This window comes from Kluyvera fluvialis (genome assembly GCF_059725275.1).
This window is the reverse complement of the sequence record NZ_AP046142.1, coordinates 1708943-1722869: the sequence shown is the minus strand read 5'-3', so window position 1 is coordinate 1722869 and position 13927 is coordinate 1708943. Positions and strand designations below refer to the sequence as shown.

The following is a 13927-nucleotide window of genomic DNA, read 5'->3' as shown; positions in this document are numbered from 1 at the left end:
TTAGAACGGATTGTTGCCTGAGAACGGCTCGGCAATCGCGACGCCAAAGTTTTTCAGACGGCAGGTCGCCGCGAACTCGTCCTGACGTTTTACAAACAGGCACGGTTCCCCTTCGCATTCCAGCACCGAGCAGTCAACGGAGATATCGGTCAACGCCTGGCTGAGTGAGTGCATAACCGGCCAGGCGTTATCGCCATCCGGGCTTAACAGCTTGAGTGCCACCAGCGCGTTGTCGCCTGACACGCCGTTTTGCGGAATCGGTTCAACTTTGGAACCTGCAAAACCCGCAGACCAACGATAGTCCTGCGGCAGTCGATGTACGATTGATAGTTGTAATGTCATTACGTTCTTCCCCGGAAGCAAAGGTGCTTCACAATTATTTCACATCCATATTAACACATTGTTGACAAATCGTCCTGCATTCAGAAAAAAAACGCCTGCATACAACATTTTTCATACGAAACAAGTCAGTGTACTGATGCATTTGCGCGCTATATGTACCCGTTTCTGTGATCTAACACAACCTTTTTATCTACAACAATGTGACTTTCTATATTAATAGATTTTACATAAAAGAAACATTGCACCCTATCGGCAATGCAATTTCTGTTGATATGTATCAAAAAAGGGGCGCATTCGCCCCTTCGAAGATCGATTATTGCGAGGTTTTTCGGCGGCGGCTGGCGTACAAGTAGAACAGTATTGAACAGGTGGCGCACAATGCGATCGAGATCAACATTGGCCATGCGGTGGTAAACGTGGCTAACGACAGCAGTGCGCCGATAATCGCTCCGATACCAAAGCGGAACGTCCCTGCCAGCGATGATGCTGTCCCCGCCATGTGCGGAAACTCATCGAGGATCACCGCCATCGCATTCGATGACACCATTGAGACACAGCCCACAAAGACCGCAACCCCTAGCACCAGCGACCAGAAACCAACATCCAACAGCGCACACACCACCATCCCTATCGCCGCGACAAACTGGATAACCAACCCCGTGCGGAACATCCACAGCGCACCAACGCGGCGCACAAAGCGGCTGTTAATGGTGGTGGTAATAAACAGGAAGACAATATTCAGCGCGAAGTAATAACCAAAGTGCTGTGGCGAAACATGATTTAGCTCGATGTAAACAAACGGCCCAGCGCTAAGGAACGAGAACATCCCCGCAAAACTGAAACCGCTCGCCAGCATATAAGACAGCACACGTTTATGGCGAAACAGCGAAGCAAAGTTGCCAAGCGTGGTACGCAGACGGAACGGCTGCCGCTTATCTACCGCCAATGTTTCATCAATAAAGAAGTAGATCATCGCAGAGGCGAGCAGCGCGGCAACCGCCAGAATCCAGAAAATCATATGCCAGCTAAACCACACCAGCACCGCACCACCAATCATCGGCGCGAGCAGCGGCGCAATGGTGGTGACCAGCATCACGAACGACATCATCCGTGAAAACTCTTCTTTCGGGTAGATATCGCGCATCAGGGCGTTGATCACCACACTGGCTGCCGCAGCCGCCAGGCCGTGGAAAAAGCGCGTCACAATCAGGTAGTCGATGGTCGGAGCCAGCGCACAGGCCGCCGCTGCCGCCGCAAAAATAAGCGTGCCGCCAAGAATAACCGGCTTACGTCCAAGACTATCCGCCATTGGGCCATACAAAAGCTGGCCCAGCGCAAACCCCAGAATATACGTACTGAGAGTCATCTGCGCGCCGCCTGCCGGTACACCAAATTGCTCGGAGATAACCGGTAGCGCCGGAAGATACATGTCTATCGACAACGGCATTAACATGGCCAGAAGGCCAAGAATAAAAACAATACTGAACGACGAGCGCGGCCTGGACGTCACAATTTACCTCTGTAGTGGGTTAGCGTGTGATAACACCAACGCTGGCAATTTCTTCTTCGGTTAACGGGCGGTATTCCCCAGGTTCCATATCGGCATCAAGGGCAATCGCGCCAATGCGTTCACGATGCAAAGCCACAACGTGGTTACCCACGGCAGCAAACATCCGTTTAACCTGATGATATCGACCTTCGCTGATGGTTAAGCGCACTTCGGTCGGAGTGATCACTTCCAGCACCGCAGGCTTAGTGAGATCTTTCTCGTTATGCAGCTGTACGCCTTTAGCGAACTGCTCAGCGGTATCATCGCTGACGGGGTTTTCCAGCGTCACCAGATAGGTTTTTTCGCAATGGTGGCGCGGCGAAGTAATGCGGTGCGACCACTGACCATCATCGGTCATCAACACCAGTCCAGTGGTGTCGATATCTAAACGCCCTGCGGCATGAAGTTTGTATGCCACTGGCTCATCAAGGAAGTATAGAACCGTTGGGTGATCCGGGTCTTCGGTTGAGCAAACATAGCCCTGAGGCTTGTTCAGCATAAAATAACGCGGGCCGTTCTGCTGCGCCAGGGCGTTGCCTTCATAGGCCACATCGTGTTCAGGTTGCAGTTTAAACGCGGTATCGCGTACCACTTCGCCATCCACGGTAACGTGGCTGCCGCGGATCTGACGCCCGGCAATAGCACGGCTGACGCCGAGTTGCTGAGCGATAAACTTATCAAGTCGCATGAAGTATTTTTAGCCTGTAATAGTGCTGAGTGTCGGACAGAGCGCCCGAAAAAGGGGTTGTAACAACCGGTAAGTATAACGGGCTTGCAATACCACTCAAGTGAAAAGATTCATGGCATACTATTTGGCAGTTAAGGACAATCACTAAGCTAATGACTTTTACACTACGCCCCTATCAACAAGAAGCGGTCGATGCGACCCTCGCCTACTTTCGCCGCCATACACAACCTGCGGTTATCGTGTTGCCCACCGGTGCGGGGAAAAGCCTCGTCATCGCTGAACTGGCGCGGCTAGCGCGTGGCCGAGTATTGGTGCTGGCGCACGTAAAAGAGCTGGTTGCACAAAACCACGCCAAGTACTGTGCGCTGGGGCTGGAGGCCGATATTTATGCCGCCGGGCTAAAGCGTAAAGAGAGCCACGGCAAAGTGGTGTTTGGCAGCGTGCAGTCCGTCGCCCGTAATCTTGACCACTTCCAGGGCGAGTTTTCTCTGCTGATTGTCGATGAATGTCACCGTATCAGCGACGATGATGACAGCCAGTATCAGCAAATCCTCAATCATCTATCAACCGTTAACCCACAGATTCGCCTGCTGGGTCTAACGGCAACGCCGTTCCGCCTGGGAAAAGGCTGGATTTACCAGTTCCACTATCACGGCATGGTGCGCGGCGATGAAAAAGCGCTGTTCCGCGACTGCATTTATGAGCTGCCGCTGCGTTATATGATTAAACACGGCTACCTGACGCCGCCGGAGCGGTTAGATATGCCGGTTGTCCAGTATGATTTCAGCCGCCTGCAAGCCAACAGCAACGGGCTGTTTAGCGAATCGGATCTTAACCGCGAGCTAAAACAACAGCAGCGCATTACGCCGCACATCGTCAGCCAAATTGTTGAATTTGCCGCCACGCGCAAAGGGGTGATGATTTTTGCCGCTACCGTCGAACACGCGCGGGAAATCACCGGCCTGCTGCCCGCTAACGAAGCCGCGCTGATTACCGGTGAAACCCCCGGCCCGCAGCGCGACACGCTGATCGAAGCCTTTAAAAATCAGCAGTTCCGTTATCTGGTTAACGTCGCAGTCTTAACCACTGGTTTCGACGCCCCGCACGTTGACCTGATTGCGATTCTGCGCCCTACCGAGTCCATCAGCCTGTATCAGCAAATTGTCGGGCGCGGGCTGCGATTATCGCCGGGCAAAACCGACTGCTTGATTCTGGATTACGCCGGTAACCCGCATGACCTCTACGCGCCAGAAGTCGGTGCGCCCAAAGGGAAAAGCGATAATGTGCCGGTACAGGTGTTCTGCCCCGGCTGCGGCTTTGCCAATACGTTCTGGGGAAAAACCACCGCTGATGGCACGCTGATTGAGCACTTTGGCCGCCGCTGTCAGGGCTGGCTGGAGGATGACGACGGCCATCGCGAACAGTGTGATTACCGTTTCCGCTTTAAAAACTGCCCCCAGTGCAACGCCGAAAACGACATCGCCGCCCGCCGCTGCCGTGAGTGCGACACCGTATTAGTTGACCCGGACGATATGCTGAAAGCGGCGCTGAAGTTAAAAGATGCGCTGGTGCTGCGTTGCAGCGGCATGACGTTACAAGAGGGAATGGATGAGAAAGGCGGCTGGCTGAAAATCACCTATTTCGATGAAGACGGCGCAGACGTTAGTGAGCGCTTCCGTCTGCACACGCCCGCACAGAAAACCGCTTTTGAGCAGTTGTTTATCCGCCCGCATACCCGCACGCCCGGCGTACCGTTACGCTGGATAACTCCCCGCGATATCATCGCCCAACAGGCGCTGCTGCGCGCGCCGGATTTTGTCGTCGCGCGCCAAAAAGGGCCGTACTGGCAAGTGCGTGAAAAAGTGTTCGATTATCAGGGGCGTTTTCGCCGGGCAAACGAGCTACGCTAATCACGGTTTATTCAGGCGAGTGTTTTACCCACAGTAGTTTATCCACCGCAAAGCCCAGCCCGCGCGCTATTGAGAGATATTGCTGCTGAACGCGCGCGGGAATATTCGGCGTTCGCGACAGTATCCACAAATAGTCGCGATTAGGCCCACTCACCAGCGCGTACTGGTAGTCATCATCCAGCGCAATCACATTGTAGCCGCCGTAAAACGGGCCAAAGAAGGAGACTTTCAGCGCGGCCGTTGTTGGCGCGCCGGTGAAATAGGCCTTCCCTTCGCTCTCTTTCCACTCGCCTTTTTGCGCGTCATAGCCCCGATTAAGCACTGAAATACCGCCGTCCCGACGCTGACCATAGGTTGCCGTTACCCGTTCCAGCCCGCGTTCAAAACGGTTATCCAGGCGGGCAATCTCATACCATTTTCCCAGATAACGGCTGGCATCAAACGATGAAATAGGCGTCACGCCTTTTGGCGGCGTCGGCGAACGGCAAGCCACCAACGCCAAAGACAGTGCAGCACCCGCCACGATAGGCCATAACTTCATGCAATTTCTCCTTAAATAATGGCAATCGTTTTAAGTGTAGAGGATAAAAAAACCCACACAGCCAGAATCGGAAGAACCTATGCTTGAAGTATAACGACCACAAAACAGGCTCAGGAGGCTCACAATGAACGGCAAACCGATACTGGGGATTAGCGGATGTCTGACCGGTGCTGCCGTACGATTTGACGGTGGGCACAAGCGGATGGGCTTTATCATGGATGAGTTGGCACAATGGGTTAATTTCAAACCGATTTGCCCGGAGATGGCTATCGGCCTGCCCGTACCGCGCCCGGCGCTGCGGCTGGTTGAAACCACCGACGGCAACACGCGGATGCGTTTTAGCCAGCCGCCGAATAATGATGTGAGCGAAAAAATGCAGCATTTCAGCGACAGCTACCTACCCAGTATCGCTGATTTTACCGGCTTTATTGTCTGCGCCAAATCGCCAAGCTGCGGTATGGAGCGCGTGAGGTTATACGATGAGCGCGGCAATCGAGGGCGCAAAGCGGGCGTCGGGTTATTTACCGCCGCACTGTTAGAACGTTATCCCTGGCTGCCGGTAGAAGAAGACGGACGGCTGCATGACCCCATTCTGCGTGAGAATTTTGTGGCGCGCGTCTTTGCGCTACACGAGCTGAATCTGCTGCGCGAAAATGGCCTTAGCCGCCGCGCGCTGCTGGCATTCCACAGCCGTTATAAATTGCACTTGCTGGCGCACAGCCAGCCTGGATACCGCGAAATTGGCCCGTTTATCGCTCGCCTGCACGAGTGGCAATCCCTTGACGACTTTTTTGTCGCCTACCGACAAAAGCTGATGGCCATTTTGCAACAGCCCGCATCGCGGAAAAACCACACCAACGTGCTGATGCATATTCAGGGGTACTTCCGTAATCAGCTTAATATGCGCCAACGGGCGGAACTGCGGGATGTTATCGACAACTATCACGCCGGGCATCTGCCCATTCTCGCGCCGCTGACGTTACTCAAACATTATTTAGCCGAACACCCGGATGATTATCTGCTGACGCAAACCTATTTTGACCCTTATCCGGACAGCCTGCGCCTGCGCTTAACCGCGAATTGAACTTGAGGTTTTCATTGCCCGACAGGGAATTGGAGGCTATAATGCCGCCCGCTTTCACATCCGTGAAGCAGATCATTTGCCTGCTGCTGGGTCGCCTGTAGCAGGATTTATTAAGAGAGCTATCAATGTTTACTATCGAAGCAGAAGTACGTAAAGAGCAGGGTAAAGGTGCGAGCCGCCGCCTGCGCGCAGCTAACAAGTTCCCGGCTATCATTTATGGTGGCGAAGCAGCTCCGGTTGCTATCGAACTGGATCACGACAAGCTGTGGAACATGCAGGACAAAGCTGAGTTTTACAGCGAAGTTCTGACCATCGTTGTTGATGGTAAAGAAGAAAAAGTTAAAGCACAGGCTGTTCAGCGTCACCCGTTCAAGCCAAAACTGTCTCACATCGACTTCGTTCGCGCTTAATCGCAAACCAGTCAACGTGACAGAAAAAACGGCTCCGCAAGGAGCCGTTTTTTTATGCCTGACGTTTTTATTTCGCCTTCGACACGCTGTTGGCGACATAAAAAAAGCCCGCTCTATCGAGAACGGGCTTTAACAAGAATCAAGACTTAGCTCTTGCCGGATGTCCGACGTTGAAGCTGATCGCGCAGGTTTGGCGGCGTGCCTTTAATGGTCAGCGTATCGGTCGCGGGATCCCAGAAAATGCGCTCGCCCAACAGCATGGAGTCGAAATTAATCGTCAAGCCACCGCCGCTACCGGCAAATTTCGTCAACTGACGCAAAGTGCTGCGATCCGCCGGGAAGCTCTCTTCCAGCTCATAGCCTTTTTCAGCGGTAAACTCACTGAAACTGACCTCGCTGACGCCGGACAACTCTTTAGACAGCGACTCTAGCTCAATTTCTTCGCCCGCCTGAAGCTGCTCATTGCAGTAGTCGTAAACCTGCTTACGCACGTTCTGGCGTTCGTTTTTATCGAGCTGCGCTTCAGCGGCAAAATCATCTAACGCTTGCAGCAGACCACGGTTTTGCACCTTGGCATTCAGCCCTTCGCTCGCGCCGAGGAAATCCATAAAGAAATCGGCAACTTTACGCCCAACACGCCCTTTCAGGAAAGTCAGGTAACGCGTCGATTCTGGGTTGGTTTCCCACTCGGTCAGGTCGATTCGAGCCACGATATCGGCATGATTAATATCCAGATAATGGGTCGAGCTGATATCCAGTTGTTCATTTACCCGCATACTGCTCAGGTTGTTCAGCACCGCCACCAGCAGGTATTCCACCGCCAGATAACGGTAATGGCAGAACAGGACAATACCGCCGTCAGCAAACGGGTATTTCGCCAGTTCGTCGCGCAGACGCCCTGTCGCCGCCCGGCTGAACGCCAGAAAATCGTCTTCGCCCTGACGCTGCGATTTCAACGCCTGTGCCAGTTCACTTTCTTCGGTAAACAGACCGTACGCTTTGTTTTTTGCGCTATATACCCGATGCAGCTCAGCCATCATCTCTTCGACCGGTGCAGTCGGCTCCAGCAGCGTGTCGCGCAGCACCACATCGAGATTTTGCTCGTCGCGTTTGACAAGCTGATGCAAAGCAATCTGGTCGATATCCAGACTCATGTTAAACTCTCCTTTAAGATCGGGTGTATTCAACCACCCCCGATGCCACAGTGCAACTCACACATTACTGCAGTCGCAGCACGATAATGGCGAAAGGATAACGCGTTACGCTGAAAAAAAGCGGAAAAAAAGCTGCTGCTACGGTAATATACTGCCCTTTGATGAATAGACAGATTTCGATTTATGCCACAACAATCCCGCTATAGTGATGAACACGTTGAACAACTGCTGAGTGAGCTGGCCAACGTGCTGGAACAACATAAAACCCCGACCGACCTGTCGTTGATGGTGCTGGGGAATATGGTGACCAACCTGATTAACAGCAGCGTGGCTCCGGCACAACGCCAGGCTATCGCACGTTCTTTCGCACAGGCGCTACAGTCTTCTATTAACAGCGATTCTGCGCACTAAAGGTACAAGCAACAGTTTATGGTGACACATCGTCAGCCTTATCGAGAAAAAGTCTCCCAGATGGTTAGCTGGGGGCACTGGTTTGCCCTGTTCAACATGCTGTTGGCCATGGTGCTCGGTAGTCGCTATCTTTTTGTCGCCGACTGGCCGACGACGCTTACGGGACGCATTTTCTCCTATATCAGCCTTGTCGGGCATTTCAGCTTCCTGGTGTTCTCCGCCTATTTGCTGATCTTGTTCCCTCTCACCTTTATCGTCATGTCCCAGCGCTTGATGCGCGTGCTGTCAGCCATTTTGGCGACGGCGGGCATGACGCTATTACTTATCGATAGCGAGGTCTTCACTCGCTTCCACCTGCACCTGAATCCGGTGGTGTGGGAACTGGTGGTTAACCCCGATCAAAACGAGATGGCGCGTGACTGGCAGCTGATGTTTATCAGCGTTCCGGTTATTTTGCTTATCGAGATGCTGTTCGCCACCTGGAGCTGGCAGAAGCTCCGTAGCCTGACGCGCCGCCGTCACTACGCGCGCCCAGTGGCGTGGTTTTTCTTCGCTTCATTTATCGCCTCACACGTGATGTATATCTGGGCCGATGCCAACTTCTATCGCCCTATTACCATGCAGCGTGCCAACCTGCCGCTCTCTTATCCGATGACGGCGCGCCGCTTCCTTGAAAAACACGGCCTGCTGGACGCGCAAGATTATCAGCGCCGTCTGGTGGAACAAGGCGATCCTGAAGCTGTTACCGTTCAGTATCCGCTGAGCCAATTGCGTTATCGTGACATGGGCACGGGCAAAAACGTGCTGCTGATAACGGTGGATGGGCTGAACTACTCGCGCTTTGAAAAACAGATGCCGTCGCTGGGCCGTTTCGCCAATGACAACATCAACTTTACCCAGCATATGAGCACCGGTAACACCGCAGATAACGGCATTTTCGGCCTGTTCTACGGTATTTCACCGAGTTATATGGACGGCGTACTCTCCGCCCGTATTCCGGCAGCACTGATCACCGCGCTGAATCAGCAAGGGTATCAATTGGGCTTGTTCTCGTCTGACGGTTTCACCAGCCCGATTTATCGCCAGGCGCTGCTGTCTGATTTCTCGCTGCCGCCAGGCAAATCGCAGAATGACGCTCAAACCGCGAATCAGTGGATTAACTGGCTCAACAACAATGCGCAGGACGAAAACCGCTGGTTCTCGTGGGTGTCGTTTAACGGCACGACCATAAATAATGCTCAGGCAAACGACCGCCAGTACAACCGCGCCGCTGCGGATGTAGATAGCCAGATTGGTCGTGTGCTGGATGCCCTTCGCAATTCCGGCAAACTTGAAAACACCGTGGTGATTATTACCGCCGGTCATGGCGTTCCGCTTGCCGACCAGCAAAGCCATTTTGCCTGGTCACGCACGCAGCTTCAGGTGCCATTAGTTATCCATTGGCCAGGTACACCGGCGCAGCGTATTAATCTGCTAACCGACCATAAAGACGTGATGACAACTCTGATGCAGCGGCTGTTGCACGTCAGCACTTCGGCTAACGAATATTCTCAGGGCCAGGATTTGTTCAGCGCCGATCGCCACCATTACTGGGTGACGGCGGCGGATAACAGCACATTGGCTATCACCACGCCGACGCTGACCGTCGTGCTTGGGCACAATGGGCATTATCAGACATGGACCGCCGAAGGCGAGAAAGAGCGTGACCCGAAACCACAGCTCAGTTTGCTGTTGCAAGTGCTCACTGAGGAAAAACGGTTCATCGCTAACTAATTGATTAATTATGCGTCAATTAGCAAACTACCGTCTTGCAATCAGTAGCAAAGAAGGTAGTATTTCCCCCATGCGTCGGCACGTAGCGCAGCCTGGTAGCGCACCGTCATGGGGTGTCGGGGGTCGGAGGTTCAAATCCTCTCGTGCCGACCAAAAAGTTTATATAAACCAGCCTGTTATGGCTGGTTTTTTTATTCCTCTCTCATGGATGGGGTGAAACTGGGGTGTTACTGGGGAATAACGGCATCAAATTAGCCCCCATTTTTCACCTAACCTGCAACAAATCGCTATACCTCGTGGTGTACCGTGGCGACAACATTTCCCTCTTCATCTGCCACTGCTGCTGAACTCCCTGCCCTGCAAAGTACAGAGTTCCTCTCCCATCTTTTGCATTGAGGTGATCCAGTACATCCATCAATCGGTCGCTGCCAGCCCGCGGGGCGTTCTCATCGAACAGATTCAGCTGCGCTACGCCCTGGCTGAACAAGTCACCCAGCATCACCCCTGCTTTCTGGAAGCGATGATCAGGACGCCGTCATGGAAGGCCTGCATCAGGAAGGAAAACCCTAGAAATATTATGATCTTGGGCATGGATTATGCTCATACGACTTTTTTGACCAGTGTCCGCACAGGATGGCCTGTGCCAAATGTTCATTTTACTTACCAAAAGCGTCATCTCAGGCACAGTATCTGGAAGGCCGTCAGAATTTACTTAAACTGATGCAGGAGATCCCTTTGACTGACGATGAGCAGGCTGTGGTTGAAAACGATATTGGCGCTGTCGACCGACTTCTGGCGAAACTAAGTGGCGTGCCGGCACCGGAAAAACACAAAAAATAGTGCCGGACTGCTTCAGACCTGCACAGACATTTGCTTAAGGGGGACCGGCCAGAGGGGGTGACGTCGGATACACCCGCCCACTCCGGAGCTGTTGTCCCCACCGGATGGCCTGCACCGGCTGTGACGTCAGCCGATGACCGTATTGTGAAATAAAAGGCCGGACTGCGATGATACCATCAACCATCAACCATCAACCATCAACCATCAACCATCAACCATCAACCATCAACCAGGCCGGACGTTGATACCGACGGACAGCCGTGATGTGTCAGTTTACAGAGAGTTTTTATTATGCCCTTTAAAGTTGGAGACGGATGTATTCCCGCTGCAATCAGCAACAGCCGCATTAACCAGATAGCCCGCTCTGATACCCCGCCTGAGATAAGCGTACAGGGAAAAATCAAGGCGTTTTTCTGCTCAACAAACAAGCCTGAGGCGCTGGAGCTCATCCGGCAGATTTGTCACCCGCCAGCCGGGACGACGCGGGAGGATGTGACCGGCAGATTTGAACAGCTCAAGACGCTTGCGTATGGCGGATTTGAGGAAAACGTTCAGTCCGGCCGGCACGGGGAAAACCACTTCTGTATTCTGGACGAAAACAGCCGGGAGATGCTGTCGGTCACCCTTGATGACGCAGGGAAGTATACCGTGACGTGTCAGGGGCACCATGAAACTCACCATCTCATCCCGGACACGGAACCGGGAGAGGAATGTGTAGAACAAGCCGCCACAACGGCACCGGATTATAAGGCGGTCTGGTCAGCGTGGAAAATGGCTGCGCCACCTGAAGAGGCCACAGATCGTGCTAGCGTTGTACGGAAATTGCGTAAAATCCAGAGCTATAACCGTGATACTCTTGCTCTGCATCACCTAAATATTTCCTCCTTACCGGACCATTTACCGCCCTGTATTAACCACATACAAATCAATAATATCCCCCTGACCAGTCTGCCGGCGCTGCCGGAAGGTCTAAAGGTACTGGATGTCGAAAATACCACCCTGACCAGCCTGCCGACATTGCCGGACAGCCTGCGCCAGATGAATATCAGGGGCACCTCACTGACTGAACTGCCGGAGCTGCCGGAAGGTCTAGAGGTACTGGATGTCGAAAATACCACCCTGACCAGCCTGCCGACATTGCCGGACAGCCTGCGCCAGATGAATATCAGGGGTACCTCACTGACTGAACTGCCGGAGCTGCCGGAAGGTCTAAAGGTACTGAGTGTCCAAAATACCTCCCTGACCAGCCTTCCGACATTGCCGGATAGCCTGAACAATATGTCAATTATTGGAACCCCACTGGCCAGTCTTCCGGCGTTGCCGGACAGCCTGCGCCGGATGAATATCAGGGGTACCTCACTGACTGAACTGCCGGAGCTGCCAGGCGGGCTAAATATACTTTTAATTAACATTCCCTCCCTGACCAGCCTGCCGGAGGTGCCAGACAGTTTGTGGAGGATGATGGTGAATAACACCTCAATCACCAGCCTGCCGGAAAGCATTGCCGGCCTGTCCCCAGATGCAAGTGTGGATATATCACTTAATCCACTGTCAGAGCGAACGCGCCAGGCCCTGCAGGACATGGTCAGCGACCAGGGCTATTCGGGCCCACGTATAGAATTCAATATGGCCGGTCCTTCCGCTCCCCGGGAAGCCCGTCCATTGCACCTGGCGGTCGCTGACTGGCTGGTGCCAGCGAAAGAGGGAGAGTCCGCCCCCGCAGACAGATGGCAGTCCTTTGGACAGGAACATAATATCGCCGCCTTCTCAGCCTTCCTGGACAGGCTGAGCGAGACGGAAAACTTCAGAAAAGACCCCGGTTTTAAAGCTCAGGTGGCCACCTGGCTGACGCAGCTGACCCGGGATGATGAACTGAGAGCAAAAACCTTTGCCATGGCGACGGAGGCAACGTCAAGCTGCGAGGACCGGGTCACTCTTGCACTGAACCAGATGAAGAACGTGCAGCTGGTCCATGATGCAGAAAAAGGGAAGTACGACAACAATCTCCCCGGGCTGGTTTCTGCGGGGCGTGAAATGTTCCGTCTGGAGAAGCTGGAGCAGATTGCCCGGGATAAGGTAAAAACGCTGCGCTTCATTGATGAAATTGAGGTTTATCTGGCCTACCAGAATAAGCTGAAGGAACCGCTTGAGCTGAGCAGCGTGTCGGCAAAAATGCGGTTCTTTGGCGTATCCGGCGTGACGAATGATGACCTTAAGGCCGCTGAACTTCAGGTGAAGACCGCCGAAGACAGCCAGTTCAGTGATTGGATACTGCAGTGGGCACCGCTACGCAGCGTGCTGGAACACGCGTATCCGGAAGACTGGGAAAAACTCACTGAAAAGAAAATATCGGACTATGACGACGCGTACCGGAAGCTGTCTGATACAGAGCTGAAAGCGGCGGGACTGACCGGCAATGCCGATGCTGAGCGTGCTGTCGGAGCAAGAGCGCTGGAGAGTGCGGAACAGGCATTCCATGCTGGACTCCGTCCTCTGGCAGACAGGATGCTGGGCGGGCATCTGAAAGCCCGATGGTCTTAACTGAGTCAGAATGTTACCGCACCGGGCAAATCCTGTGCGGTATGGCAACACCATTCACGGGCAGCCTCAGGCCACGCTGATTATGCAGGGATGAGATAATGGAAAAACCTTGATTTTTTATTCCACATAATCTGCTGACCTGGCGATTACACAGCCGTCGTTATTCGAAAGAACAACCACTGGCCGCCCTTTCAAATCTGGCCTGAATACCGTTTCACATGAGGCGTAGAACGAATTCACATCACAGAGCGCGAACATATCAATTGGCCGCTTTCACGATAAAAGTCACCACTCCGAACACGTCCAGCGTCTCTTCGCTACCAATGATGATCGGAGAGTAAGCACTATTCATAGGGTTCAGCTGTATCGTTGGTCGCATCTGCAGACGCTTAACAGTAAACTCACCATCGACAGCAGCAATGACAATATCGCCGTGATCGGCTTTCCTTGAGCTGTCCACCACGAGCAAATCACCATCACTGCTCCCTGCCTCTATCATTGAATCACCTGATGCTTTAACAAAATATGTAGCGCTGGGATGATGTATAAGTAATTCATTTAAATCAATGCGTTGCTCAACATAATCAGCAGCTGGAGAAGGGAAACCGCAAGGCACCAGATCACTGAACAATGGCAGCGCGACTATCTCTCTAAGTTCGGTTGGTGAATAAAACTGCATAATAA

Annotated in this window: 12 protein-coding genes, 1 tRNA gene and 2 pseudogenes; 7 read left to right on the top strand and 8 right to left on the bottom strand. The window is 53.1% G+C overall.

What is annotated here, in order from left to right:
- From AC6I4B_RS08285 to rsuA, 3 genes are all read right to left on the bottom strand, one after another.
- A complete protein-coding gene (locus tag AC6I4B_RS08285; protein ID WP_497770920.1) occupies positions 1-342 on the bottom strand; it encodes a YejG family protein in 342 nt (113 codons plus the stop codon).
- Positions 343-655: 313 nt separating this feature from the next.
- A complete protein-coding gene (locus tag AC6I4B_RS08280) occupies positions 656-1852 on the bottom strand; it encodes a Bcr/CflA family multidrug efflux MFS transporter (protein WP_497770918.1) in 1197 nt (398 codons plus the stop codon).
- A gap of 19 nt (positions 1853-1871) precedes the next feature.
- Complete coding sequence (rsuA, locus tag AC6I4B_RS08275; protein WP_497770917.1) at positions 1872-2579, bottom strand: 16S rRNA pseudouridine(516) synthase RsuA; 708 nt, start codon at positions 2577-2579, stop codon at positions 1872-1874.
- Between the two features lie 152 nt (positions 2580-2731).
- On the opposite strand from rsuA, the gene radD reads away from it, so the two are divergent.
- The gene (radD, locus tag AC6I4B_RS08270) at positions 2732-4489 is read left to right on the top strand and encodes a DNA repair helicase RadD (protein ID WP_497770915.1); all 1758 of its coding nucleotides are present in this window, start codon (positions 2732-2734) and stop codon (positions 4487-4489) included.
- Positions 4490-4496: 7 nt separating this feature from the next.
- Here the strand turns inward: radD and blc are convergent, their stop codons facing one another.
- Positions 4497-5030: an outer membrane lipoprotein Blc gene (blc, locus tag AC6I4B_RS08265; protein WP_497770914.1), complete on the bottom strand. Its 534-nt coding sequence runs from the start codon at positions 5028-5030 to the stop codon at positions 4497-4499.
- Positions 5031-5154: 124 nt separating this feature from the next.
- On the opposite strand from blc, the gene AC6I4B_RS08260 reads away from it, so the two are divergent.
- A complete protein-coding gene (locus AC6I4B_RS08260; protein ID WP_497770913.1) occupies positions 5155-6114 on the top strand; it encodes a YbgA family protein in 960 nt (319 codons plus the stop codon).
- A gap of 125 nt (positions 6115-6239) precedes the next feature.
- Positions 6240-6524: a 50S ribosomal protein L25 gene (gene rplY / locus AC6I4B_RS08255; RefSeq protein WP_497770911.1), complete on the top strand. Its 285-nt coding sequence runs from the start codon at positions 6240-6242 to the stop codon at positions 6522-6524.
- Positions 6525-6670: 146 nt separating this feature from the next.
- Here the strand turns inward: rplY and yejK are convergent, their stop codons facing one another.
- Positions 6671-7678, bottom strand: a complete 1008-nt coding sequence (gene yejK / locus AC6I4B_RS08250) for a nucleoid-associated protein YejK (protein WP_497770910.1) — start codon at positions 7676-7678, stop codon at positions 6671-6673.
- A 183-nt stretch (positions 7679-7861) separates the two neighbouring features.
- Here yejK and AC6I4B_RS08245 point away from each other — a divergent pair, with 183 nt between their 5' ends.
- The 3 genes from AC6I4B_RS08245 (at position 7862) to AC6I4B_RS08235 (ending at position 10015) form a co-directional block, all read left to right on the top strand.
- Positions 7862-8089, top strand: coding sequence for a YejL family protein (locus AC6I4B_RS08245; RefSeq protein WP_497770908.1), 228 nt, complete (start codon positions 7862-7864; stop codon positions 8087-8089).
- An 18-nt stretch (positions 8090-8107) separates the two neighbouring features.
- A complete protein-coding gene (gene yejM, locus AC6I4B_RS08240) occupies positions 8108-9862 on the top strand; it encodes an LPS biosynthesis-modulating metalloenzyme YejM (protein ID WP_497770907.1) in 1755 nt (584 codons plus the stop codon).
- 76 nt (positions 9863-9938) lie between these two features.
- Positions 9939-10015, top strand: a tRNA-Pro gene (locus AC6I4B_RS08235).
- Positions 10016-10127: 112 nt separating this feature from the next.
- On the opposite strand, the pseudogene AC6I4B_RS08230 reads toward AC6I4B_RS08235, so the two are convergent.
- A pseudogene (locus tag AC6I4B_RS08230) lies at positions 10128-10394 on the bottom strand (DUF4113 domain-containing protein); the annotation flags it as partial.
- A 599-nt stretch (positions 10395-10993) separates the two neighbouring features.
- On the opposite strand from AC6I4B_RS08230, the gene AC6I4B_RS08225 reads away from it, so the two are divergent.
- Positions 10994-13243 (top strand): NEL-type E3 ubiquitin ligase domain-containing protein, encoded by a 2250-nt coding sequence (locus AC6I4B_RS08225; RefSeq protein WP_497770905.1) that lies wholly within the window; start codon positions 10994-10996, stop codon positions 13241-13243.
- A gap of 129 nt (positions 13244-13372) precedes the next feature.
- Here the strand turns inward: AC6I4B_RS08225 and AC6I4B_RS08220 are convergent.
- Both AC6I4B_RS08220 and AC6I4B_RS08215 read right to left on the bottom strand, forming a co-directional pair.
- Positions 13373-13501: pseudogene (locus tag AC6I4B_RS08220) on the bottom strand (Y-family DNA polymerase); the annotation flags it as partial.
- 1 nt (position 13502) lies between these two features.
- Entirely contained in the window at positions 13503-13922 is a 420-nt protein-coding gene (locus tag AC6I4B_RS08215) for a translesion error-prone DNA polymerase V autoproteolytic subunit (protein WP_497772060.1), read from the bottom strand.
- Positions 13923-13927: the final 5 nt, after the last annotated feature.

What these genes read in the sequence shown, in the direction of transcription:
- AC6I4B_RS08285 (WP_497770920.1), bottom strand. Translation starts at nt 342, where the DNA reads ATGACATTACAACTATCAATCGTACATCGACTGCCGCAGGACTATCGT.
- rsuA (WP_497770917.1), bottom strand. Translation starts at nt 2,579, where the DNA reads ATGCGACTTGATAAGTTTATCGCTCAGCAACTCGGCGTCAGCCGTGCT.
- radD (WP_497770915.1), top strand. Translation starts at nt 2,732, where the DNA reads ATGACTTTTACACTACGCCCCTATCAACAAGAAGCGGTCGATGCGACC.
- blc (WP_497770914.1), bottom strand. Translation starts at nt 5,030, where the DNA reads ATGAAGTTATGGCCTATCGTGGCGGGTGCTGCACTGTCTTTGGCGTTG.
- AC6I4B_RS08260 (WP_497770913.1), top strand. Translation starts at nt 5,155, where the DNA reads ATGAACGGCAAACCGATACTGGGGATTAGCGGATGTCTGACCGGTGCT.
- rplY (WP_497770911.1), top strand. Translation starts at nt 6,240, where the DNA reads ATGTTTACTATCGAAGCAGAAGTACGTAAAGAGCAGGGTAAAGGTGCG.
- yejK (WP_497770910.1), bottom strand. Translation starts at nt 7,678, where the DNA reads ATGAGTCTGGATATCGACCAGATTGCTTTGCATCAGCTTGTCAAACGC.
- AC6I4B_RS08245 (WP_497770908.1), top strand. Translation starts at nt 7,862, where the DNA reads ATGCCACAACAATCCCGCTATAGTGATGAACACGTTGAACAACTGCTG.
- yejM (WP_497770907.1), top strand. Translation starts at nt 8,108, where the DNA reads ATGGTGACACATCGTCAGCCTTATCGAGAAAAAGTCTCCCAGATGGTT.
- AC6I4B_RS08225 (WP_497770905.1), top strand. Translation starts at nt 10,994, where the DNA reads ATGCCCTTTAAAGTTGGAGACGGATGTATTCCCGCTGCAATCAGCAAC.
- AC6I4B_RS08215 (WP_497772060.1), bottom strand. Translation starts at nt 13,922, where the DNA reads ATGCAGTTTTATTCACCAACCGAACTTAGAGAGATAGTCGCGCTGCCA.